Raw genomic sequence first — 22,683 nt, forward strand, 5'->3', positions numbered from 1 at the left:
CCGTTTCCGCCAGACCGCCGTGCGGAGCCCATGTCCTGACCGCGGATCGGCGGCGGCGGATTGACAGCGGGCGCGCCACGGGGTGGACTCGCGGAGAAGGACGACGCGGGACCCCGCCGGGCCCGCACCGACGACCCCCGAAGGGAACGGCTGCCATGGCCACGGCCCCCGCGCTCGACCGGATCCGGGTCGGCTCGGCCCCCGACTCCTGGGGCGTCTGGTTCCCCGACGACCCGCGCCAGACCCCCTGGCACCGCTTCCTGGACGAGGTGGCCGAGGCCGGCTACCCCTGGATCGAACTCGGCCCGTACGGCTATCTGCCGACCGACCCGGCCCGGCTCAGCGACGAACTCGGCCGGCGCGGCCTGAAGGTCTCCGCGGGCACCGTCTTCACCGGCCTGCACCGCGGCCCGTCCGTGTGGCAGGACACCTGGGAGCACGTCGGCCGCGTCGCCGCGCTCACCCGCGCCATGGGCGCACGGCACCTCGTCGTCATCCCCTCCTTCTGGCGGGACGACAGGACGGCCGAGATCCTGGAGCCGCCCGAGCTGACGAGCGAGCAGTGGGGGCACCTGGCCCGGGGCACCGAACGCCTCGGCCGCGAGGTCAAGGAGACCTACGGCCTCGACATCGTCGTCCACCCGCACGCCGACACCCACATCGACACCGAGGCGCACGTCGCCCGCTTCCTCGACGCCACCGACCCCGACCTGGTCCGCCTGTGCCTGGACACCGGGCACTACGCCTACTGCGGCGGGGACAGCGTGCGGCTGATCGAGACCTACGGCGAGCGGATCGGCTATCTGCACCTCAAGCAGGTCGACCCGGAGGTCCTGGCCCGGGTGGTGGCCGACGGGGTGCCGTTCGGGCCCGCCGTGCGGCGCGGTGTGATGTGCGAACCGCCCTTGGGGGTCCCGGACCTGGAGCCCGTCCTGGCCGCCGCGCAGAAGCTGGGCGTCGACCTGTTCGCGATCGTCGAACAGGACATGTACCCCTGCGCGCCGGACGCGCCCCTGCCCATCGCCGTACGCACCCGCCGCTTTCTGCGGTCCTGCGGCGCCTGACGCGGCGGGGGAGGGCGGACCGTCCACCTCGGCGCCGGTGTCTGACGCACCGGGCGGGCGGTCGTCCACCCCGGCGCGGCGTCCGCCGGCCCGGTGCCGCGCGGGCGTCCGCCGGTGGCCCGGCCGGACCCGCGTCCCGTCCCCGGGCGCACCGCCCGCGCTAGAGTCGCCCCTGGTACGGCATCACCGGCGGCCGCGACGGCCGGCCGGTGGCGCGGTATCGGTGCCGGTGCCGGACACGCCCTTCGACGGGGAGCCTCATGAGCACAGCGCGTGACCTGATGATCGTCGCCCTGGACACGGCACCCGCCCGGCGTCTGGAACGCGGCGACCTCTCGCTCGCGCTGGCCGGTGCGGAGGCGTACGACCTGCTCCGGGCCGGGACGATCGTGCTGGACGGCGGCGGACGCATCCTGCCGGTACCCCGCACCGGCCACGGACCGCGTCCGGAACCCGGCCCCGGCCACGGGCCCAGCCTCGGACCCAGTCCCGGCCACGGACCCAGCCCCGGACCCAGCCCCGGACCCAGTCCCGGGCCCGCCGACCGGCTCCTGGAGGAGGCCGCCGCCGCGCTTCGGCGCGAGGCGCCCTACGAATCGCTGCCGGACTGGCTCTGGCGGCGCGGACGCGGCCTGGCCTCGGTCCGGCTGGCCGCGCTCGCGGAGGAGGGGCACGTGTCCTGGGAGCGCAGCCGCTGGCTGCCGTTCCGCGGCGGACGCACCGTCCTCGGTGACACCGCGGCACGGCGGCGGGCGGCGTACCGCTGGGCCGCCGACGAGCCCGTACTGCTCGCCCTCGCCGCGGCGGCCGGGATCCGCGACGAGATCGCCCCGGACGAGCCGACGGCCACCGACGACACGGTCCTCACCGTGCTCGCCGCCGTACACGACGCGGTGATGGAACTGGAGGCGGTGCGCCGCCGCCGCGCCATCGAGGACGCCGCCTTCGCCAACGTCTGGCGGGGCGCCTGAGCGCGGCGCCGGCGCCGGGGCCCGCCCCGGCCCCCCGTCTCGGCCCGCCACCCGCCGAACGCTCAGAGACCGACCGCGTACACCTTGCGCAGCGTCTCGTGCACCGTCCACGTCGTACGGTCGCCCTCCCGCAGCACCGCCACGTCGCCGGGGCCGACGCGCAGGGTCGGGCCGCCCTCCACCTCGATCGTCGCCGAGCCGCTGACCACGTAGAACAGCTCGTCCGCCTCGGTGTCGGTGACGACGCCCGGGGTGATCTGCCAGATCCCGCGCGCCTGCCGGCCGTCGGCCGACTCCCGGAGGACCTTCCCGGTGACCTCCGGGCTGCCGGAGACGATCTGTGCCGGGTCGAGCGGTTCGGGGACCAGCTCGCTGTCGGGGACGGCCGGTACGTGGAGCGCGAAACTGTGGGTCATGCGGGGACCCTAACGGGGCGACGCGGCCGCGCGGCGTGGACAGAGTGTGCGGGATCGGCGCGCGGGCACGGACACTTCGTCGCGCGCCGTGAAGTGGCGCGGGCGGGCGCCCCGGGTGATCGTTGGGGGGTTCCGACTCCGTACGCCCGGGAAGCGAGCAGCCCATGGCGGACCCCACGCCGGCCGTGCCCGCGCGGCCCGCCCACGACGACCCCCGGGCCATGCTGCTCTTCGGTGGGGTCTACGGCGCCGTGGTGGCCTGCGCCATGGTCGCCGCGCTCACCGAGTACGGGCACACCTCACCGGCCGCCCGCCGCTACGACGCCGCCTGGCTGCTGGTCACCGCCTTCGCCTCGGCCCTCGCCCACGGCTACTCCCACTACATCGCCGAACGCGGACCACACCGGCGCGGCGAGGCACTGCGCGCGCTCGCCGCCGAGTGGCCGCTGGTCGCGGCCATGCTGCCCACGGTGCTGATCCTCGCCGGGGCCGGCTGGGGCTGGTGGCCCGCGGACGGCGTGGAGTACCCGGCGTTCGTCCTCAACATCGCCCTGCTGTTCACCCTCGGCCTGGCCTCGGCCCGGCGGGCCGGGCGGCGCTGGACGGCCGCACTGGCCACCGGGTTCGTGGACGCCCTGTTCGGACTGCTCGTCGTGGTGGCCAACGCGGTCATCAAGTGACCCGGCGCCCGCCCGGTGGGGGGCGGGAAAGACGGGGCCGCTCCAGCCGCCTCGGACTCAGAGCACCCGTCCGGCCACGGCGTCGTCCAGACCGGTGCACGCCACCCTCCCGCGCACCACGGCGCACGCCTCCACCCCGCGCGGCGAGGGGACGGCCAGCATCGGACTGGCGTCGCCTGCGGTGTCCGCGGCGGAGTAGGCGGCGGACAGGGTGTCCTCCTCGCTCCGCACGGAGACCTCCCGCGCCACCGCGCCGCGCACCGCCACCTGCGACCAGGCGGCACGGCAGGACGGCGACCAGCGCAGCCGCACCGTGTACGTCGTGTCGGCGACGGAACTCTCGGTGCGGGCGTCCCGGGCGCAGGCCGAGGCGCCGGGCAGCGCGCCCTGGCAGGACCGGCCGTGGCAGCGCAGGGCGGCCAGCACGGCGGCCCGCGCGCCCGGGGAGGCACCGCGCGAGGAGGTGGCCAGGGCCGTGACCACCGCGGCGAGCGCGGTGAGCAGGGTGAGCGCGGGCAGCACCAGCCCCCGGCCGCGCCGCCGTGGCCGGGCGGGACCCGGACGGCCGGACGCTCCGGGCCCGCCGTCTGGGACGGGGGCGGTCGATGGGACAGATGAGGATGAGGTCGGTGGGACAGGAGCGGTCAGTAGGGCGGATGAGGTCAGTGGGACGGGTGCGGTCGGTGGGGTCTGCGCGCGTTGGGCGGGGAGGCCGGTAGCGGCGTCCGCCCGGGGCCCGGTCGCCACCGGTGCCGCCCAGAGGGCCAGTGCCGGGCCCGGGTCGGCGCCCGCGAGCCGGGCCAGCGCCTCCACGGCCGAGCGGGGCGGGTGCTTGGCGCCGCTGAGATAGCGGTGCCAGGCGGACTTGCTGTACGGGGTACGCGCGGCCAGGGCCGCCAGACTCAGACCGGTGCGCTCCCTCAGCTCGCGCAGGTTCGCCGCCAGCGGCCCGGACGAGGGTGCCGCTTCCTGGGGCTGGCGCATGTGCTGCTCCCGACTCCGTTCCGCTTCGGGTGATTTCACCCCGGATGCCCCCATGGCTTCCCGGGACGGGGACACCGCCACACATCCGGCGGGTATGAGGAGGGTGAGCCGGACACGGGCCCGCCGCCGCGCACGTGAACCACCGGGCGGCGGCGGGCAGCCTTCCGTCACCGGCCGTGACGGGCGCCGGTCACGGAAGGGGGAGGGGCGTCAGCACCACGGCAGTGTGCCGCGCACCACCCGCACGTAGTGCGCCGAGACATAGCCGCGGCTCTGGGCGAGCCGGTACCACTGGTGTGTGCCGCGCACCGAGGAACCGTTCGTCCGGCACCGGAGCGCCACCAGACTGCCCGCGCGCAGCCGCCCGGTCACCCGGTAGCCGGTACCCGGGCCGGAGCGGACCAGCAGCGGATAGCGGTGGGTGACCACCCGTCCGTAGGCGTGCGTCGAACGGCCGTGCGTGGCCCGGTGGTTGACGTGGTGCGCGGGCCGTGCGGCCGGCGCGGACGATGTGTTCGAGGCGGCCGCGGACACCGCGGCGCGCGGGACGGCGTGGGTGGCGGGGGCGGCCTCGGCCGCCGTGGGCACGAGCGCGAGGATCGCGACCGTGGCCAGCAGGCCGCCGGTGAGGGTCCGTCGGATCATGGAAACCTCCGGGCTGTCGTTCCGGTGACGGTGACCACCTGACGTGATCACACGTCGCCCAGCGTTTCCGTGCCGGCCGCCCCCGATGCCGTCCCCGCGTCCCGGGGACGGCGGGGACGTCCCCGGGACCGCGCGGCGGGCACACCGCAACGATCGCTCCGGGGAATCCGGATCCGGCCGAAGCCGAGCTGGGAGCCGCCCTCACCCACTGTGCACTCGCGAACTACTTGAGTAACGCAACGATATGGTAAACTGGAGCCATGGCCTCTGCATCATCCCCGTCGCCCGGACCCGTCTCGCCCGAAGTGGCCGAGATCGAGCGCGCGCTCACCAGGATCACCTATCTGAGCACGCGGGCCCGGCAGCACGAGAAGATGATGGGGCTGGCCGGAGTACCGCTGGACCGCGCCGCGGTCGCGCTGCTGCGCCAGATCGCCGACTCCGAACCGCTGCGCCCCGGCGAACTGGCGCACCGTCTCGGCGTGGAGGCCTCGCACGTCACCCGCACCGTGCAGCAACTGGAGAAGACCGGGCACGTCACCCGCGTCCCCGACCCCGACGACCGGCGGGCCCAGCGCATCCGGCTCACCGAGACGGGCCGCGACGCCATAGCCCGCGTCCGCGAGGTCGGCGCCCGGGGCATGGAGGCCGCCCTGTCCAACTGGTCCGCCGACGAACTCGGGCAGCTCGCCACCCTGTTCCACCGCATGGTCGACGACTTCCTCGCCTACGCCAAGGACGTGGACCCCGACCACGAGCCCGCCGCCTCGCACACCGGCTGAGAGCACCCGCGCGCGTGCGGTAATGTTTACCTGCGCGTTCACGCGGTTCACCGCACGTGAGCGCATCGGGACGTGGCGCAGCTTGGTAGCGCACTTGACTGGGGGTCAAGGGGTCGCAGGTTCAAATCCTGTCGTCCCGACTCGTGAGAGTCGCAGGTCAGGGCCGGTTTCGGAGAAATCCGAAGTCGGCCCTCGATCATTTTCGGGGCGAGCATGACACGCTCGTGGGACCGGACGGTCTGCCGTGCGTCGCAGCGGCCTGCGAGAAGCTCGCCCGGAACCCGGAAGAAGCTGTTCGCCAGGGTGCCGCAGATATCTCGATGTGGACAGACGACACAGGCTCTTGATCTGGATCGACCTGCCGGTGGGCGGACCTGCCCGCGCCGAGGGAAGAGCAGCCGGACCACCGCGGCTTCATGACCGACAAGGACGGGGCCCGGTCACCGGCCCGGCTCCTGCCCCGGCCGCCTCCTGACCGCCCCGACGTGGCCCCGGCGTCGGGCCGGGCCAGGTCGGGGCCACGTCTCACCGGCCTGGTGATGGCCGGTGCCGCGCCTCACGTGGCCGGCAGTGACACCGTGCCGTAGAGCGTCCAGTGGTCGGAGTGCCCGGAGCCCGAGGAGACGGAGCAGTTCCTGACGGGGGCGTTCTTCGGGGCGAAGATGTAGTCGATCTTCCGGGTCGGCTTGCCGCCCGAGGCGTTGGCGGTGGGCGCCCCGGTCCGCTTCGCGTCCGGGTCACCCTGCTGGCCGCATTCGAGGTACTTGTCGTAGACGGGGTCCAGCGCCTCGCTCGGTCCGCCCTCCTTCGGGCCGGCCTGCGGATACGGCGGCACCAGATTGAAGTCTCCGCCGAACACGACCCGGTACCCCTTGGCCTCGTACGTCCTGGTGATGTCCAGCAGTTGCTGGGCCTGACGCTTGCGCCAGGTGCCGTCGGGGTCCTCGTAGAGGTAGCCCGCGCTCAGGTGAGCCGTGCAGGCGGCGACGGCGCGCGAGGGGAGGACGGCGCACACGGCGGTGCGCTGCTCGTACTTGAGGTTGTAGGTCGGCGAGACCAGGTCGTAGCGCTTGTACCAGACGTTCTCGTCGGGGACCGCGATGGCGACGCCGTACGCACCGCGGTCCGCCACGACGTTGTCGTTCTTGTCCTTGATCGCGCACTGCTTCTGGATCAGTGGACCGTTCGCGTCACCCTCGTTGTGGATGGGAGCGAACCGGACGTCCCACTGCCTGCCGGTACCGCCCTCGCCCACCGGCTTCTCCAGCATCTCCTCGACACGCTTGGCGTGCTTCTCGCAGAACTCCTGGAAGAAGATGACGTCCGGCAGCGCACCGGACCCGCTGCGCAGGTGAGCGCTGATGTCGGAGTTCAGCTCCGCGTAGCCCGCCAGACCGCCGCTCCAGGCGCAACTGCGGTTGTTCGCACACAGGTTCCAGGTCATGACGTTCAGGTCCGAGGCCGCCGCGGAACCGGCCGCGGGCATGTCGTGCGTGTCACTGGCGAGGGTGCCGGCGACGGGCTCCAGCACGAACTTCTCCCACGACCCGGCGGAGGCGGCCCGAGCCCGCAGCTCTCCGTCGTTGTCGTCCCCCAACTCCGCCGAGACGTACTTCAGTTCCTTCTGGGCGTCGGTGGCCGTCCCGTCGTTCTGGGCCTTCTCGCTCGCCTGCAGCGTCACGACGACCGAACCGCGGGGCGAGTCGGGCAGGACGGCGTCGTCCAGATAGTGGGGGATGAACTGCTGCCACTGGCCGAGGCGGACGCCCCTCGCCCTGAGCATCCCCTTCTGGTCACCGCCGTCGGCGAACTCGGCCGAGGCGAAGAAGCCCGTGATCTCGGAGCGGAACCCGATCGTCCTGCCCGCGTGGTTCGTGTGCAAGGTGAACCGCTCCCAGGTCCCCGGCTGGTCCGCCGAGGCCCGCAGCCGCCATTCCTTGGAGTCGGCGTCATGAAGCCGCACCGACACGTACTTCCGGTTCGCGAGCGACCTCAACGCCCATTTCTGCCCGGCCGACTTGGCGACGGCATCGGCGTCCGCCGACACAGCCGTCGCACTGGCCGGGCCGGCCGAGAACAGCAGCAGACCTGATATCAGGACACAGAAAGCCGCGACTGTGTTCACAAGGCGTCGCACGCCGTCATCCCCTCGTAGGAAACAGTGGGAAACAGTAGGAACTGCAGGAAACATGCAGGGCCGGGTCGCCGGAAGGCCAGGACCTGACCCCGGGCAACGCACCTGGCCCCGGCCCACCCTACGGGGGCGGGCCGGGGCCAGGGACGTGAGGAGCGTCAGCCGAATGCCTTGACCGTGTTCCAGTTCACCGACAGCACGATCCGCACCGCGGCGTTGGTGTTGGTCCGCGACGGATGGTAGATCCGCGTGGCGCCGTCGGAGGAGAAGCGGGCCCAGATGTCCGGGATGCCGTCCCCGTTGACGTCCGGGATACCGATGGCCGTGGGCACCTTGGCGTCGGTCCAACTGGTGCCGTACGGCTCGTCCTTGCCGGTGAGCGAGTTGGCGGCCAGCTTGAGCGACGTGAGGTCGACGCTGCCGGCGACGGAACCGGGCTTGCCCTGGCGGTCGTACATCGCGCCGGTGTCCAGGTTGCGCCACAGCAGGTCGGGCGTCTTGTCACCGTTGATGTCGGCGACGTTGACCACCTCGCGGCGGCCCCAGGCGTCGTCGTTCATCAGCGTGGCGGTCTGGAACGTCGCGCCGGTGTAGCCCGTCAGCGTCCACAGCTGCGCACCGGACCGCAGGACCAGGTCGGGCAGCTTGTCGCCGGTGATGTCGCCGACGGCCATGATCTGGGTCCACGTCGACGGTGCCGGGGTACCGGAGGGCAGGCGGACCTCCAGGCGCTTGGTGACGTCGAAGCTGCCGTAGCCGTCGCCCGGGTAGAGCCAGAACCGGCCGTCCGGGGAGACCGCGAACAGGTCGGTGACACCGTCACCGGGGTAGGTGTCCTGGTAGTGCGCGATCAGGGCGGCCTTGCCGGTGGCCGCGTCGTACCAGTACCCCTTCGGGTCGCGCTGCTCGCCCGCCTTCCTGGTGCTGTCGTAGGAGGCGGTCAGGCAGTTGTACAGGTCGCCGTCGTCGCCGCCCACGCAGTTGCGCAGGTTGCCGTTGGCGTCGACGATCATCAGGTCCGGCTTGCCGTCGCCGGTGGCGTCCATGGGACCGTCGGTCTTGTCGCGTGGCGGCACGTAGAAGGTGTAGTCGGTGCGCTTGCTGGCGTTGCCGACGTTGTCGTAGGCGTACACCTGGAGGGTGTTGGGGCCGGCGTGCGCGGGAGCCAGCGCGCTGACGGTGGCCTCGCCGTTCTTCGCGGTGACGTCGACGGGGTTGTTGCCCTCGATGGACCAGCGGAACTTGGTCGCGCCGGTGGCGCTGAAGGTCACCGAGCCCTTGTCACCGAACTTGATGCCCGACCAGTTGTCCTGCTCGCTCGTGGCCTCGGGGAAGTCCGTGCTGTCGACGGTCGGCTGGGGCGGGGCACTCGCGTCGATGTTGATCCGGCAGGGATCGCTGCCCGGAGGGAAGAACGACGAGGTCAGGCCCTCGGAGTCCTTGGAACGCACGTCCCACGAGTAGGTGGTCTTGTCCTCCAGGGGGAACGTGGCCGGGATGGTCACGGACGCCGTGCCGCTCGCGTTCGGCGTGACGTCGGTGGGGTTCGGGACCGTGCCGCCGGTCTTCCAGAAGCGGAACTGCAGCTTCTGGAGGTTGCTGTCGGGGTCCTTGCCGGTGGCCGTCAGGACGATGTTCGTCTTGCCGACGGTCACGCCCGAGCCACCGACGGAACAGGTGCCGCCGGGGTTGGACTTGCCGCCGGTGGGCTCGGACGGAGGCCGGTTGTAGACGACCTCCAGGGTGGCGCTGGTCGCCTTGAACTTGCGCCAGGTCTGGTTGTCGCCCTCGGTGCCGGGGGCGGCCCGCATCCCGAGAGTGATGTTGGACCAGCCGCCGGTCGCGCCCTTCTGGGCGGCGTCCTTGACGTTGAAGCTCTCGTATTCGTCGGGGCAGGAGCTGGAGGACCAGCCGTGCGCGAAGGACCGCTTCTCCTGGACGGTGGACCAGCTGGGCTGCTTGTTCCACGTCGTGCCCGAGGAGATGGCTCCGGTCAGGACGACCTCGAAGTCGCGCTTCGTACAGGACCAGGAGTGGTTGTTCAGGACCTTGAAGTGCGCCGAGGAGATCTTCGCGTCCGTGATCTTGGAGTTGTAGTTCATCCGCCAGAACGACCGGGCGGTGCCGTTGGTCTCGCTCTCGTGGCCGACGCGGGCGTCGGACGTGCCGGAGGAGAAGTTCGTGCCGTCCCAGAAGCTGGTGTTCGGGTACGGCTTGTACGCCACGGTCCAGGCCTGCCAGCCGGTGTTGAGGGGCGGGTCGACGAAGACCGGGTACGTCGTGTCGGCGGCGGTGAACAGGCCGGTCTTCGCGGCCTGCAGGCCCAGGCGCGCGCTGCCGGTGCCGTCGCCGTCGAGCCGCACGGGCACAGGAGCGCTGTGGGCCCCGGGCTCGATGCCCGTCAGGCCGGACAGCTTCAGCACATCGGCGGAGGTGGCGACGGAGGTGCGCGGGGTGCTGTCCTTGCCGGCCTCGGCCAGCTCGGGGTCGCGGCCCGCGGAGTCCCAGGCGAACGGGGTCGGGATGGATCCGATCTCCTTGCCGGACTTGTCCTGGACGACCACATGGCTGCCGCTCTTGTCCTGGCGGAAGCGGGCCGTCGCCGAGCGCAGCCCGTAGGTCACCGTGGCGAGGGCCTCGGAGCGGGCGGCCTCCTTGTTCTTGACGATCAGCAACTGCGCGAAGCCACCCTCCTCGCGGGCGACCAGCAGCAGGTCGACGCCCGGCAGCACCTCGGGGTACAGGGCGCGCGGTCCGTCGAGGACCGGTTCGGGCAGGGCGCCGGGCCAGGTGTAGGCGACGGTGTCCCCGTCGATGTCGACCTCGGCCAGCAGCGTGTCGTGGACCTTCGGGCTGTCGTCGCTGTCGACGAGTGGCCGGCGCGTGAAGGAGCGATCGGCGTGGGCGCCCTTGGTACCGCTGGAGAAGCGGATCGGGTGGGCGGCGTTGACGGGCTGGACGCCCAGGTTGCGCGGGGCGTTCGGCACCCGGCGCAGCCGGTTGTCGATCGGCGCCCAGGCGCCCGTCGCGGTCTTCGCCCTGGTCGGCGTGGCCGTGATGACGGTGCGCAGTCGGCCGTCCGGCTGCGCCCAGGTCTGGGAGGTCGCCGTGGTGGCGGTCTCCACGAGGACCTGCTTGCGGGTGCGCCGGGCCTCGGCCTGCGCGGCGCTCTCGTCACGCGGAGGCGTCGACGCGGGGTGCGCGCCGGTGGCCTTGCGCGCTTGCGGGGGTGGGGCTCCGTCAGTTTGCCACCAGGGCAACAGAGCAGCGGTCAGGGCGGCCAGCACGAGGCCGAGGGTGAGGGCCAGCCTGGTGCGCGTGCGCACGAAGGGGCTGAGAAAACGATGCGGCGCGGACACGGCGGCGGTCTACTCCCGTGGGGACCTGGGCGGATGGGCATGGGCGCGCACACGATCACATGATCTGCACAGCTGGTCCACGTGTGAAGAATTTATGAATCCGTGACGAACGCATGGGCCGGAGTTGGTCGCCGCTTGACGATGCGTCATGTGCGGCTTTTGGCCGCCCGGAGTGCGGCCTTTGCGGCGGATATTCATGGCCTTGTCGACTTGTTGCCCGTAGGTGTCGATCCGCTGACACCTGTCCCGTGACGCGGATCACTTACATCGATGGAACCTCCGAGGATCGATCTTGAATTGTGTGGCGCTCATGACAGAGGGTGCGGAGTCATCTGTCGTTTTTCTTCGTATGCCTTGGTGGGGTCGACGCGTATGCGCGCTCAAAGTCCACCGTCGTGGCTGAGGCGGTTCCGCCCGGCGACGACGGAGTCACAACGACGGCGCCGCCGGCAAAGCCGCGCGGCGACCGTCCTTCTGTTGTCCACGACCTTGCTGGTGACCAGTCTCGGCCCGGAGGCGTGGGCGATACCCGGCCCCGGCATGAGCCGGGAGGAGGTCAAGCTCCCCGATCTGCCCGTCCCCACCGCGCTGGACGCGGACGAGGAAGCGGAGAAGAACCTCACCACCGCGCCCGAGGTCCCCGTCACGCCCTACACCCCGAGCGCGGTCACCCCGTGGTCCCAGGACAGCGGTGTCGCCACCCTGACGGCCGACACCGCACCGGGCACCACGGTCCCGGTCGACGACCTGCCGATCGCGGTGGGCGTGCCCGAGGGCGCCGACCCGGCCGCCATCGACGGCGACTGGAAGGTCGACCTGGCCGCGCCGTCCGCCTCGCAGGACGCCGGCGTCTCCGGCATGATCATGAAGGTCACGCCGCCGGCCGACGCCGATCCGGCCGCGCAGGTCTCGATCGCGGTCGACACCGCCGGCTTCGCCGACCTGTACGGCACGCAGGCCGCCTCACGCTTCGGCATGGTCCTGCTGCCGAACTGCGTCATGGACAGCCCCGACAGCGGAGACTGCGCCGCCGACGGCGGTACGACCACCATGTCGGGCAAGACCGAGAAGCGGCCCGAGCGGCTGCGCAGCTCGGTGAAGGTCGTCGCCGCCGCCAAGGCACCGACGAAGTACAAGGCATCGAAGAAGGCCACCCGGCACCAGATCCTCACCGGCTCCGTGCCGGTCGGGGCCCTGCTCGCGCACGACACCACCGGCACGAGCGCCTCGGGCGCCTCGGTCCGGACCGCGTCGTACCGCGACGGCGATGTGCTGCCGGTGGTGGACGCCTCGGGTCCGCAGGTCATCGGCGCGATGGACACGGGAGCCTCCGCGGGCGGCGACTTCACCGCGTCCCCGCTGCTGTCGTCGGGCGCCTGGGCGGCCGGCTCCTCCTCGGGCGCGTTCACGTACTCCTACGACGTGCAGGTGCCGCAGACCGCCGGCGGCCCGATGCCGAAGATCTCCCTGGGCTACTCCTCCCAGTCGGTGGACGGCCGCACCTCGGCCACGAACAACCAGGCCTCCTGGATCGGTGACGGCTGGGACTACAACCCCGGCTCCATCACCCGGACGTACGCCAACTGCCGTGAGGACTCGAAGAAGAGCGGGTCCAACAACAAGACGCACCGCACCGCCGACCTGTGCTGGGGCTCGGACAACGCGACCCTGTCGCTGGGCGGGATGACCACCGAGCTGGTCTGGGACAAGGACAAGCACGAGTGGTTCACCGCCAACGGCGACGGCTCGAAGATCGAGCGCCTCACCGACGCGGGCAACGGCAACGGCGCCTACAAGGGCGAGTACTGGGTCGTCACCACCCGTGACGGCACCCGCTACCACTTCGGTCTCAACAAGCTGCCCAACTGGACCTCGGGCCAGCCGACCACCGACTCGGTGCTCACCGTGCCGGTCTACGGCAACCACGAGGGCGAGGACTGCTACAAGGCCGGCGACTGGGTCCACTCCGCCTGCACGCAGGGCTGGCGCTGGAACCTCGACTACGTCGAGGACATCCACGGCAACGCCATGTCCCTGTGGTGGAAGAAGGACCAGAACTACTACGCCCGCAACTTCGACTTCAAGGCGCCGGTCGTCTACGACCGCGACGGCTGGCTCGACCACATCGACTACGGCCAGCGCAAGGACACCCTCTTCACCGCCACCGCGCCGGCCCGGGTGAACTTCACCGTCGAGGAGCGCTGCCTGCCCGAGGGCGGACTGACCTGCTCCGACGCCAACTTCGAGGACAAGGACCCGGGCAAGTACCGCATCTGGTACGACACCCCGGCCGACCTGAACTGCAGGAAGGTCACCTCGACCTACAAGACGAAGTGCTGGAACGCCGGCCCCTCCTTCTGGAGCCGCAAGCGCCTGACGCAGATCCAGACCTCCGCGCAGCGCCGTACCGACACCACGGCCCGTCAGGTCGTGGACCGCTTCACGCTCACCCAGAACTTCCCCGTCCTCACCTCGGGCCCGAACACGGCGCTGTGGCTGGAGTCGGTGCAGCGCACCGGCTTCGCGCGCAACGGCAGCACCGACAAGAGCGTCGCGATGAACGCGGTGCGCTTCGAGCCCACCGTCGACGACATGCCGAACCGGGTGATGCGCGGGCAGAACGATCCGCGGCCCGGCTTCTCCCGGCCGCGCATCGGACGCGTCATCAACGAGTACGGCGGCGAGACCGTCGTCACCTACAAGCAGCCCACCGGCGACTGCGCCACCGGAACCGGCCTGCCGGGCAAGGGCTCCGCCGCCCTCAAGACGAACACCCGGCTGTGCTACCCCTCGTTCTGGTCCCCGGACCCCGAGGTCGAGGACATCGACTGGTTCCAGAAGTACGTCGTCGACTCCATCGAGGAACTCCCCAACGTCGACGGGGCGTTCGCGACCAAGACGTCGTACACGTACAAGAACCCGGGCTGGAAGCTCGCCGAGCAGGAGTTCACCAAGAAGTCGACCCGCACGTACTCGCAGTTCGCGGGCGTCGAGCAGACCACGGTGATCACCGGCTCCGAGGATCCCTCGATCGGCTCCAAGCAGTCCAAGTCGGTGACCCGCTTCTTCCGCGGCATGGGCGACAGCGTGTCCATGAAGGACATCACCGGCACCGAGATCGCCAAGGACCGCGAGGCGTTCGCCGGCCGCATCGCGGAGGAACTGGACTACGACAAGGCCACCGACGCCGACACGGACTGGGTCTCCCGCTCCGTCACCGTCCCGGAGGCCACCGAACTGGCCCACCGCGACCGCGACGACGGCCTGGACCCGCTGCGCGCCTGGCGCGTCACCGAGCCGGACGAGATCGCCTACACCAAGTCCTCCGGCACCAACAGTGACGACACCCGCACCGAGCGGACCGTCAAGACCCACACGACGTACGAGACGGCCTACGGCCTGCCCGTCCAGGTCGAGTCCCTCGGCGACACCGGCAGGACCGGCGACGAGTCCTGCACGAAGTCGGAGTACGTCCACAACACCAAGAAGAACCTGATCGGCCTGACCAAGCAGGTCCTGATCTCCCCGACGACCTGCGTCGCGGCCGACTTCACGAACCTGTCGACGCTGTCCGGCGGCACCCGCACCGCGTACGACGGGCAGGCGTACGGCGCCGCGCTCGCCGACGCCACCGAGGGCGAGGCGTCCGAGACCTGGTCGGTCAACGGCGAGGGCACGGGCTGGCAGTCCGACGGCACGTCCGAGTTCGACGACATCGGCCGGGTCACCCGCACCACCGACCAGGACCACAAGACCGCCGGTCTCATCACCTACGAGCCCGCCCGCGGCCAGGTCTTCAAGGTCACCGAGACCAACGCCCTCGGCCAGTCCGAGATCCGTGAGATCGAGCCCGGTCGTGGCACCACGACGAAGACGATCGACGCCAACAACCACGTCACCCAGGCCGAGTTCGACCCGCTGGGCCGCCTCGAGAACGCCTGGGCCGCGGACCGGCCGCCCGCCGACGGCGCCGTGCCCGACTTCCACGCCGTCTACACGGTCCCGCAGTACAAGGAGGGCGAGGACCGCAAGCCGTCCTACGTCACCACCTACTCGCGCGGCTACAACGACCGTGTCGAGACCTCCGTCACCCTCTACGACGGCCTCGGCCGCGAACGGCAGACGCAGGAGGAGGCCGACGGCGGCGGCTGGCTGATCACCGACACGCTGTACAACAGCTCCGGTGAGGTCTGGCAGACCAACAACGCCTATCTGACCTACGACGCCAAGCCCGGCGAGCTGTTCACACCGCTCGCCGACACCGCCGTCCCGAACATCACCCGCTACACCTACGACGGTTCGGGCCGGGTGCTCCAGGAGACCCCGGTCCTCAAGGTCGCGGACCCGCTGACCGGCGAGACCCAGTCCAAGGAGGTCCCCGAGCGGGCCACCCGCTACGAGTACGGCCTGGACTGGTCGAAGGTCGACAACCCGCAGGGCACCTCCGACTACCGCGTCTTCACCGACGCGCTCGGACGCACCTCGCGCGTCGACACCTTCAACGCCGACGCGCCCGGCGGCTTCACGTCGATGCGCTACCAGTACGACCCCCGCGGGCAGCTGGTGAAGGCGGCCAACTCCGCCGACGCCGCCCACCCGTGGACGTGGACCTACGACCACCGGGGCCGGCTCGACACGGCCACCGACCCGGACGCCGGGGCCACCAAGACCACGTACGACAACCACGACCGCGTCCTCACCACGAAGAACGCGCGCGGCACCGTCGTGTGGAACGGCTACGACCAGCTGTCGCGGCCGACCGAGCAGCGCCTGGACAGCGCGTCCGGCACCCTGCTCTCCAGCCTCACCTACGACCTGGCGCCGGGCGGCAAGGGCATGCCCTACACCGCCACCCGCTACACCGACGGCCAGGCGTACACCCAGCAGGTCAACGGCTACACCAAGGACTACCAGCCGACCTCGACCACGCTGAGCCTGCCGAGCACCCTGGCCGCCACCTGGGGCCTGGACGAGTCCTACACGTACTCCTACAAGTACGCCGACAACGGTGTGCTGGAGGAGTCCACGCTGCCGAAGGTGGGCAAGCTGGACCAGGAGAGGATCGTCGTCCGCTACAACAAGGACGGCAAGCCCCTCTCCGTCTCCGGCAAGGACTGGTACGGCTCCGAGACGGTCTACGACCCCTACGGCCAGGTGCTGCGCTCCACGCTCGGCGCCCAGCCCTACCGGGTCTGGACGCAGAACACCTTCGACGAGTCCAGTGGTGAGCTGAAGGACCAGCAGGTCTTCCGCGAGAAGAGCGACGACAAGACCCTCGTCTCCGGAAACCTCGTCTCCAAGCGGTCGTACACCTACGACCCGTCGGGCAACGTCACCTCCATCCAGGAGGCGGCCACCGGCGTCGACGAGCGCCAGTGCTTCGTCTACGACCCGCTGGGCGAGCTGAAGACGGCCTGGACCTCCAAGGACCAGAGCTCCTGCACCGGTCCGAAGAACAGCGACGGCACGCTCAACGTCGCCGCGGGCAAGGACGGCTCCGGCTACTGGCAGGAGTACGAGTACGACCTGCTCGGCAACCGCACCAAGCTGACCGAGAAGGACCTCACCGGCGCCACCGCCAAGGACGCCACGACCACCTACGCCTACGGCAAGGCCGACGGCACCCAGCCGCACACGCTGACCAAGGTGTCCAAGACCTACACCACGCCCCAGGGCGCGCAGGTCAAGGCCGAGGCGGAACGCCTGTACGAGCTGACCGGCGAGACCAAGTCCGTCACGTCCGTCGAGAACGGCGACAAGCAGGAGCTGTCCTGGACGTACGACGGCAAGGTCGAGCGGATCAAGGGCGCGGGCAGCGGCGGCAAGACCCCGTACGTGGGCCTCGCCGACAAGTGCCTGGACCTGAACGGCGGCCTCACGGAGGCCGGCCGGAAGATCGAGCTCTACACCTGCAACGCCTCACCGGCCCAGAGCTGGCGCTTCGTGCCCTCTCCGGGCGCGGCCCAGACCGACGGTGACCGGGGCACGCTGACCATCTACGACAAGTGGTGCCTGCAGCCGGCCGGCAGCACGGCGGGGTCGGCGCTCCAGTTGCAGAAGTGCGACGGCTCGGCCGGGCAGGAGCTGAAGCGGAACGCCTCCGGGCAGCTCACGCACATCGCCTCGGGCCTGTGCCTGGCGGTCCAGGACGCGAACTCGGCGGACTCCACCCCGATCGTGCTGGCCACCTGCGACAGCACCAAGGCGGCCCAGGTGTGGCTGCCGCAGAACGACACCCGCTACATCTACGGGCCCAGCGGGGAACGCCTGCTGACCATCCGGGGCAAGCAGGCCACCCTCACCCTCGGTGAGTCCGAGGTCACCGTCCAGCAGGGCGGTGTCATGGTGCAGACCCAGCGCACCTACGACGCCCCCGGCGGCGCGGTCATGCGGTACGCCAACGGCGGCGCGGGCGAGCGCATGGTCGCGCTCACCAGCGACCACCAGGGCAGCTCGTACGCCGAGGTCTACCTCGGCAGCGGGATGCCGGTGCGCTTCCGCAAGCAGGACCCGTTCGGCAACCAGCGCGGCGCGGACACGGCCGGCGTGAACTTCCAGAGCCACAGCGGCTTCCTGGGCGCGCCCCGTGACGATCCCTCCGGCTACCAGCCGCTGGGCGCCCGTCTGTACGACCCGGTGGTCGGACGCTTCCTGTCCGCCGACCCGGTGGTGGACCTCAACGACGTCCAGCAGTCCAACGGCTACGCCTACGCGCACAACAACCCGGTCACGTTCTCCGACCCGACGGGTATGGCGATCTCGCTGACCGCGTCGGAGCGGGCCGCGGCCCTCGCGGGCGCGGGTCTGTCCGCGGCCCAGGTCGCCCAGGCCCAGGCCATGCAGGGCAAGTCCCTGACCTCGGTGATCCTGGCCGTGGCGTGGGAGACGCTGAAGGACTTCATCGGCATCAACGACGCCATCGCCTGCTTCGGCGGCAGCATGTGGTCCTGCATCAGCATCGCGGTCGACGCCATCCCGTGGACCAAGCTGGGCAAGATCCCGTCCGTCATCAAGGCCGTCAAGCGCACCATCAAGGCGGTCGAGTCCTTCAAGGCGGCCAAGAAGGCGGCCGAGCTGGTGCTGAAGGCGGCGAAGGCCGCCGAGGCCGCGGCGCTGAGAGCGAAGAAACTCGCCATCGAGCGAGCCAAGAAGCTGGCGGCGCAACGAGCCAAGAAGAGAGCGGCCGAGGCAGCCAAGAGAACCGCCGACAAGGCACTGGAAGCCGCCAAGAAGACGGGCAACCCCCGGCACAAGGCGGCCCAGGCCAAGGCGGCCCCGAAGGTGTCGTCCCACACCCGTGGTGGCGGCGGCAAGTCCGGGGGAGGCGGCTCCAAACCCGGTGGCCACTCCGGCGGATCCGCAAAGAGCAAGGGCGGAAGCAGCGGCAGCGGCGGCTCGGGCAAGGCCGGCGAGGGCGGCAGCGGTGAGGGCGCGACGTGCAACAGCTTCGCCCCTGGCACCAGGGTCCTGATGGCCGACGGCTCCACCAAGCCGATCGAGAAGGTCAAGGCCGGCGACAAGGTCGTCGCGACCGACCCGAAGACGGGCGAGACCCGCGTCGAGACGGTCACGGCCGAGATCCGTGGCCAGGGCCTCAAGCACCTGGTCAAGGTCACGATCGACACCGACGGCCCGAAGGGCACGAAGACGGCCCAGGTCACCGCGACCGACGGCCACCCCTTCTGGGTCCCCGCCCTGAACGCCTGGGTCAAGGCCACCGACCTCCAGCCGGGCGAATGGCTCCGCACCAGCTCGGGCACGCACGTCCAGATCACGGCCGTCACCCGCTGGACGGTCGCGCAGACCACCGTCCACAACATGACGGTGTCGGACCTGCACACGTACTATGTGCTGGCGGGGGCCGCGTCGGTCCTGGTTCACAACTGCAATTCCGCTCTCTCGGACCTGCCGATCCATGAGAGGCCGACGCGCTTTTATGCAAAGGCGAGTGAGATGTTGGACCGCATTCAGGGGAACCCCGCGACTCGCGAGCAGATGTATGGCAGCGTCGATGCAGGGCATGGCGGTGTGACGTCGCTGAGTAATGACGACCTGATCCGATTCGGCGGGCCGAATGGAAGCGAACCTATTACCGGGTTCAGGGATTTCGCTCCTGGGGATGATATAAATCTTCCCGGATCTCGGCTGCATATCGCTGACGGGAATAACAGAACCGAGGAGATAAGGAACCGCGTTCTGGACGGGCGGATGCACCCGGATACGCTCATCGAAATGATGATTGGGGGGAACTAGTGGAGGCATGGGCTGTCCGACTGGAGTCGTCCGTACACTTCACGGCGTACGTGCTGCGTGGGGATAGTGAGCTTCCCGAAAGGACCTGGGTATGCCTGCGGTCCCCTGAATCACTGCCGCCGGTGTCCTGGCTCGGCTGTTGGAGCACTCAGGAGAGGGTCGATGCTGGCCAGGTGGGACAAGTGCTGGGTGCCATCCAGCAATCGATTGGGGAGCCCGTGGCTGTTGGTCCTTATGGGCCAATAGTCAGAGCCTCGATCTACTTCAATTCTTGGGATTCTTGGGGAGGTGGATCTCCGCGTCCGATTGTTGGGTTCCGGCCGTGGGAATCCAATCCGAGAGGGATCGAAGAAATCGGCATTAAATCTCTCGACTTCTCGCGCGGAGGTGTGCTGGTCGAGGTTTGAGATGCCTTGCTGGGATGATTCCCCGTAGGGATGTCTGAGGAATTACACTGCTGCCCCCACCGGAGAATCCGGTGGGGGCAGCAGTGGTCTGGGAGGGGGCTTGACGGCAACGCTGACGGCAACGTCAGCGGACGACGGCTGTGGTGGGTGGGTCTTCAGGTCCGTCGTCAGTCGACCCGAGGGCGTTGCCGAGGGTGTCGATGGCTTGGCGCTGGAGGCGGAGTCGGACGTGGGCGTAGACGCCGGCGGTGACGCCGATGTGGGCGTGGCCGAGGAGTTCTTTGATCACGATGAGGTCGACTCCCTGTTCCAGGAGCAGGGTGGCGGTCGAGTGTCGGAGGTCGTGGAAGCGGATGGGGCGGAGTCCGGCCCGGTCGAGGAAGGTGCGGAAGCGGCGGGTGAGGTTGGCCGGGTCGAGAGGCCGCCCTGTGGGCGTGGTGAAGACGAGGCCGTTGTCTCTCCAGTCTGGCCCTGCGGTCTCGCGCTCTGTGTCCTGCCGTTCCTTGTGTTCCTTGAGGGAGTGAAGGCATTCGGTCGGGAGCGCGATACGGCGTTCGGACGCCCGGGTCTTGGTGGGGAGATGGGTGAGGCCGCCGGTGCGTGTGCGCTGGAGTGAGCGCCGGATGCTGGCTGTTCCGGTGGTGAGGTCGAGGTCTTCCCAACGGAGGCCGAGGAGTTCGCCTTTGCGGAGTCCGGTTCGTAGTGCGAGTTCATACAGCGCGTGGAGCCGGTCGGCGCGGGCCGCGTTGAGGAACTGACAGGCCTCTGCCGCGGTGAGTGGACGGAAGCGCGTGGGCTGGTACGTGGTGGTCTTGACGTTGCGGGCGACGTTGCGGGGCAGCCCGTCTTCGCGGACGGCGTGTTCCAGTGCCGACTTGAGCACCGAGTGCACGTAGGTCACGGTCAGCGGACAGTTGCTTCTGGCAGCACTGGCCGATGGTGCAGCACTTCTTCCGTTCGGTGTCCAGGCCCTGGGTGCAGCACTGGCAGGTGGTGCGGAGTCGGTCGAGGAAGGTGCGGACGTCCTTGGCGGTGAGCCGTGCGATTTTCTTGGTGCCGAGGCCGAGGCCGAGGCCGGGGATGAGGTGGAGGCGGACGCAGGCGGCGTATCGGGTGCGAGTGTTCTCGCAAAGCCAGTGGACGGCGACGCTGCCGAGCCAGTAGGTAAGGTAGTCGCCGACGGTGCTGTCGGCGGTGGCGACGGGCAGTCCGTGGTTGCTGTCTGTGATCTTCTCGGCGAGTTTGTCGGCAGCCTCTCTGCGGGTGGTGCCGTAGACGCGGACGCGTTTGCCGTGTGCCGTTGGCGGCTAGGACATAGCCGGCGGCTTCCCAGCGGCCGTCTTTTCGCTGGGAAATGGTTCCTTCGCCGTTGGCGCGGGCCTTCTTGCGCTTGGGGGCGGCCATCGGGCGGCTTCTTCCAGGTGGCGCTGGACGTAGTCAGCGAGGGCGCGGGCGGGGATGCGACGGGCGCGGCCGATGGTCAGGGAGGCGAGGCGGCGGGTGCGCAGGAGGTCGTAGAGGGCGGAGCGGCCGATCTTGAGGCGGGCCATGGCCTCGGGGACGGTGAGGAGTTCGTCGTCACGCACCGGCTGTTACTCCCTGTTCGGGTGTCGGGCCGGCGTGGATGAGTGCGGCGAGGCGTTCGAGGTCGTGGGTGAGGCCGGTGCCGTCGTAGGCCCAGTGGGCGAGGACGAGGGTGGTTGGTGAGGGCGGAGGGGTGTGGCGGCAGTGCCAGGCGGCGCGGGCGGCCCGGAGCGCGCTGAGGGTGGTGGAGTAGGCGCGGGTTTTGGTGGAGAAGTGGCCGCGGAAACCGAGCATGTGGGCCCACTTGCGCAGGTCCAGGTGCCTGAGGTCGTCGCGGGCGCCGAGGGTCCAGGCGGTGCGGATCATGCGGGCGGCGTGCTCGGGTACGGACTGGAACCAGAGTTCCGTGATCCTCTTGAGCCGGTGGTCGAGGGTGCCGGTCGCGGCTTCGGTGCCTTTGGTGGCGTACTGGGCGACGTATCCGGCGACCTTGCCCTCGGTGATCGTGGCTCCGGCCTGGAAGGCGGTGGACTGGATGATCCTTGTGTCGATTTGCTTGCCGAAGGCGAAGGAGTGGGTGCGGGCGTTGATCTTCGGCCCGTCGATGTGGGTGCGGGCGGCCGCGAGCCGGATGGCGTTGGCGAGGAGTTCGGGCGCGGCCCAGGCGGGTGGCGGGGTGTAGGAGCCTGCAGGGCCGTCGAGGCGGATGACGGCGTGGAAGTGGATCAGTCCGCGCTGCTGGTACTCGGCGACCTTGGCGTACGAGACCCGGACGACCTTGTGCAGCAGGCGCTGCGGAAGTCCGGCTCTGCGGCGGCGATGGTGCGGCGCAGGTGGAGCATGAAGCGGGCCCACAGGGTCGGGGCGCGGGCGTTGCACAGCACCGCGCCGGTGTAGTCATACCGCTCGGGGTCGAGTGGGGCGCCGAGGAGCGGGTCACTCTTGGTGTGGGTGCGTCCGCAGCGGCAGCGGGCGGAGCCACCCACGCGTCCCTCGTGGACTGGTCCGTACGAGGGTGCGGCGAGGGTGGCGAAGACGCGGGGGTGGGTGGCGACTTGTTCGGGGATGTTCTTGCCGCCGTGCAGGCCGGCGGCGATGAGGTGGTAGGTGTCCTGTCGATAGAGCTCGGCGCAGGAGGGGCAGCGGGTGGTGCGGCGGTTGCCGCAGCGGACCAGGAGGTGCCCGGCGGGCAGTTCCTTGGACTTCAATTCGCGCAGGATCTCGCCGGTGAAGGCGTCGATCTCGGTGCGCTGGCCTTCGAGCCGGATCGGCTGGGCGCAGCCGCCGAGCGAGGACAGCTGCCGTACCAGGCCGAGCAGGTCGCGGTACCCGGTGAACGTGGGCAGCGTGGGTGCGGCCGGTTCGCGGCGGGGGATTGCGGTGGTCGGGGTGGGCGGTGGCATCCTGGCGACTCTCTCTGCGCTGCGGCACACGTGTGCCGTGGATGGACAGGAGGGAGGCCCC

10 protein-coding genes, 1 tRNA gene and 3 pseudogenes are annotated in these 22,683 nt (G+C 70.3%); 6 read left to right on the forward strand and 8 right to left on the reverse strand.

Going from position 1 to position 22,683, the window contains the following annotated elements; translation table 11 throughout:
- Positions 1-155 precede the first annotated feature (155 nt).
- Positions 156-1,064: a sugar phosphate isomerase/epimerase family protein gene (locus tag A8713_RS27960; RefSeq protein WP_064536446.1), complete on the forward strand. Its 909-nt coding sequence runs from the start codon at positions 156-158 to the stop codon at positions 1,062-1,064.
- Between the two features lie 260 nt (positions 1,065-1,324).
- Positions 1,325-2,035, forward strand: a complete 711-nt coding sequence (locus tag A8713_RS27965) for a GPP34 family phosphoprotein (protein WP_237305469.1) — start codon at positions 1,325-1,327, stop codon at positions 2,033-2,035.
- A 62-nt stretch (positions 2,036-2,097) separates the two neighbouring features.
- Here A8713_RS27965 and A8713_RS27970 read toward each other — a convergent pair whose 3' ends face one another.
- A complete protein-coding gene (locus tag A8713_RS27970; RefSeq protein ID WP_064536448.1) occupies positions 2,098-2,451 on the reverse strand; it encodes a cupin domain-containing protein in 354 nt (117 codons plus the stop codon).
- A 164-nt stretch (positions 2,452-2,615) separates the two neighbouring features.
- Between A8713_RS27970 and A8713_RS27975 the strand changes: the two genes are divergently transcribed.
- Entirely contained in the window at positions 2,616-3,131 is a 516-nt protein-coding gene (locus A8713_RS27975; protein ID WP_064536449.1) for a hypothetical protein, read from the forward strand.
- A gap of 57 nt (positions 3,132-3,188) precedes the next feature.
- On the opposite strand, the gene A8713_RS32720 is transcribed toward A8713_RS27975, so the two are convergent.
- Both A8713_RS32720 and A8713_RS27985 read right to left on the reverse strand, forming a co-directional pair.
- Positions 3,189-4,115 (reverse strand): helix-turn-helix domain-containing protein, encoded by a 927-nt coding sequence (locus A8713_RS32720; protein WP_079159160.1) that lies wholly within the window; start codon positions 4,113-4,115, stop codon positions 3,189-3,191.
- Between the two features lie 210 nt (positions 4,116-4,325).
- Positions 4,326-4,760, reverse strand: coding sequence for an SH3 domain-containing protein (locus tag A8713_RS27985; RefSeq protein ID WP_064536451.1), 435 nt, complete (start codon positions 4,758-4,760; stop codon positions 4,326-4,328).
- A 260-nt stretch (positions 4,761-5,020) separates the two neighbouring features.
- Here A8713_RS27985 and A8713_RS27990 point away from each other — a divergent pair, with 260 nt between their 5' ends.
- The gene (locus A8713_RS27990) at positions 5,021-5,542 is read left to right on the forward strand and encodes a MarR family winged helix-turn-helix transcriptional regulator (protein WP_064536452.1); all 522 of its coding nucleotides are present in this window, start codon (positions 5,021-5,023) and stop codon (positions 5,540-5,542) included.
- Positions 5,543-5,608: 66 nt separating this feature from the next.
- Positions 5,609-5,682, forward strand: a tRNA-Pro gene (locus tag A8713_RS27995).
- 416 nt (positions 5,683-6,098) lie between these two features.
- Here the strand turns inward: A8713_RS27995 and A8713_RS28000 are convergent.
- Complete coding sequence (locus tag A8713_RS28000; protein ID WP_159393130.1) at positions 6,099-7,505, reverse strand: endonuclease/exonuclease/phosphatase family protein; 1,407 nt, start codon at positions 7,503-7,505, stop codon at positions 6,099-6,101.
- Positions 7,506-7,834: 329 nt separating this feature from the next.
- Entirely contained in the window at positions 7,835-11,035 is a 3,201-nt protein-coding gene (locus tag A8713_RS28005) for an FG-GAP-like repeat-containing protein (protein ID WP_064536454.1), read from the reverse strand.
- A 540-nt stretch (positions 11,036-11,575) separates the two neighbouring features.
- On the opposite strand from A8713_RS28005, the gene A8713_RS28010 reads away from it, so the two are divergent.
- Positions 11,576-19,288 carry a ricin-type beta-trefoil lectin domain protein gene (locus A8713_RS28010; protein ID WP_107440721.1) on the forward strand — a complete coding sequence of 2,571 codons (7,713 nt, stop codon included), beginning with the start codon at positions 11,576-11,578 and terminating at the stop codon, positions 19,286-19,288.
- Positions 19,289-19,819: 531 nt separating this feature from the next.
- Here A8713_RS28010 and A8713_RS28015 read toward each other — a convergent pair.
- From A8713_RS28015 to A8713_RS33880, 3 pseudogenes are all read right to left on the reverse strand, one after another.
- A pseudogene (locus tag A8713_RS28015) lies at positions 19,820-21,099 on the reverse strand (tyrosine-type recombinase/integrase).
- Positions 21,100-21,101: 2 nt separating this feature from the next.
- A pseudogene (locus tag A8713_RS28020) lies at positions 21,102-21,281 on the reverse strand (helix-turn-helix domain-containing protein); the annotation flags it as partial.
- Positions 21,274-22,622: pseudogene (locus A8713_RS33880) on the reverse strand (replication initiator). The pseudogenes A8713_RS33880 and A8713_RS28020, both read right to left, overlap by 8 nt.
- Between the last annotated feature and the right edge of the window lie 61 nt (positions 22,623-22,683).

Source organism: Streptomyces sp. SAT1 (assembly GCF_001654495.1).
Taxonomy (GTDB): Bacteria; Actinomycetota; Actinomycetes; order Streptomycetales; family Streptomycetaceae; genus Streptomyces; species Streptomyces andamanensis.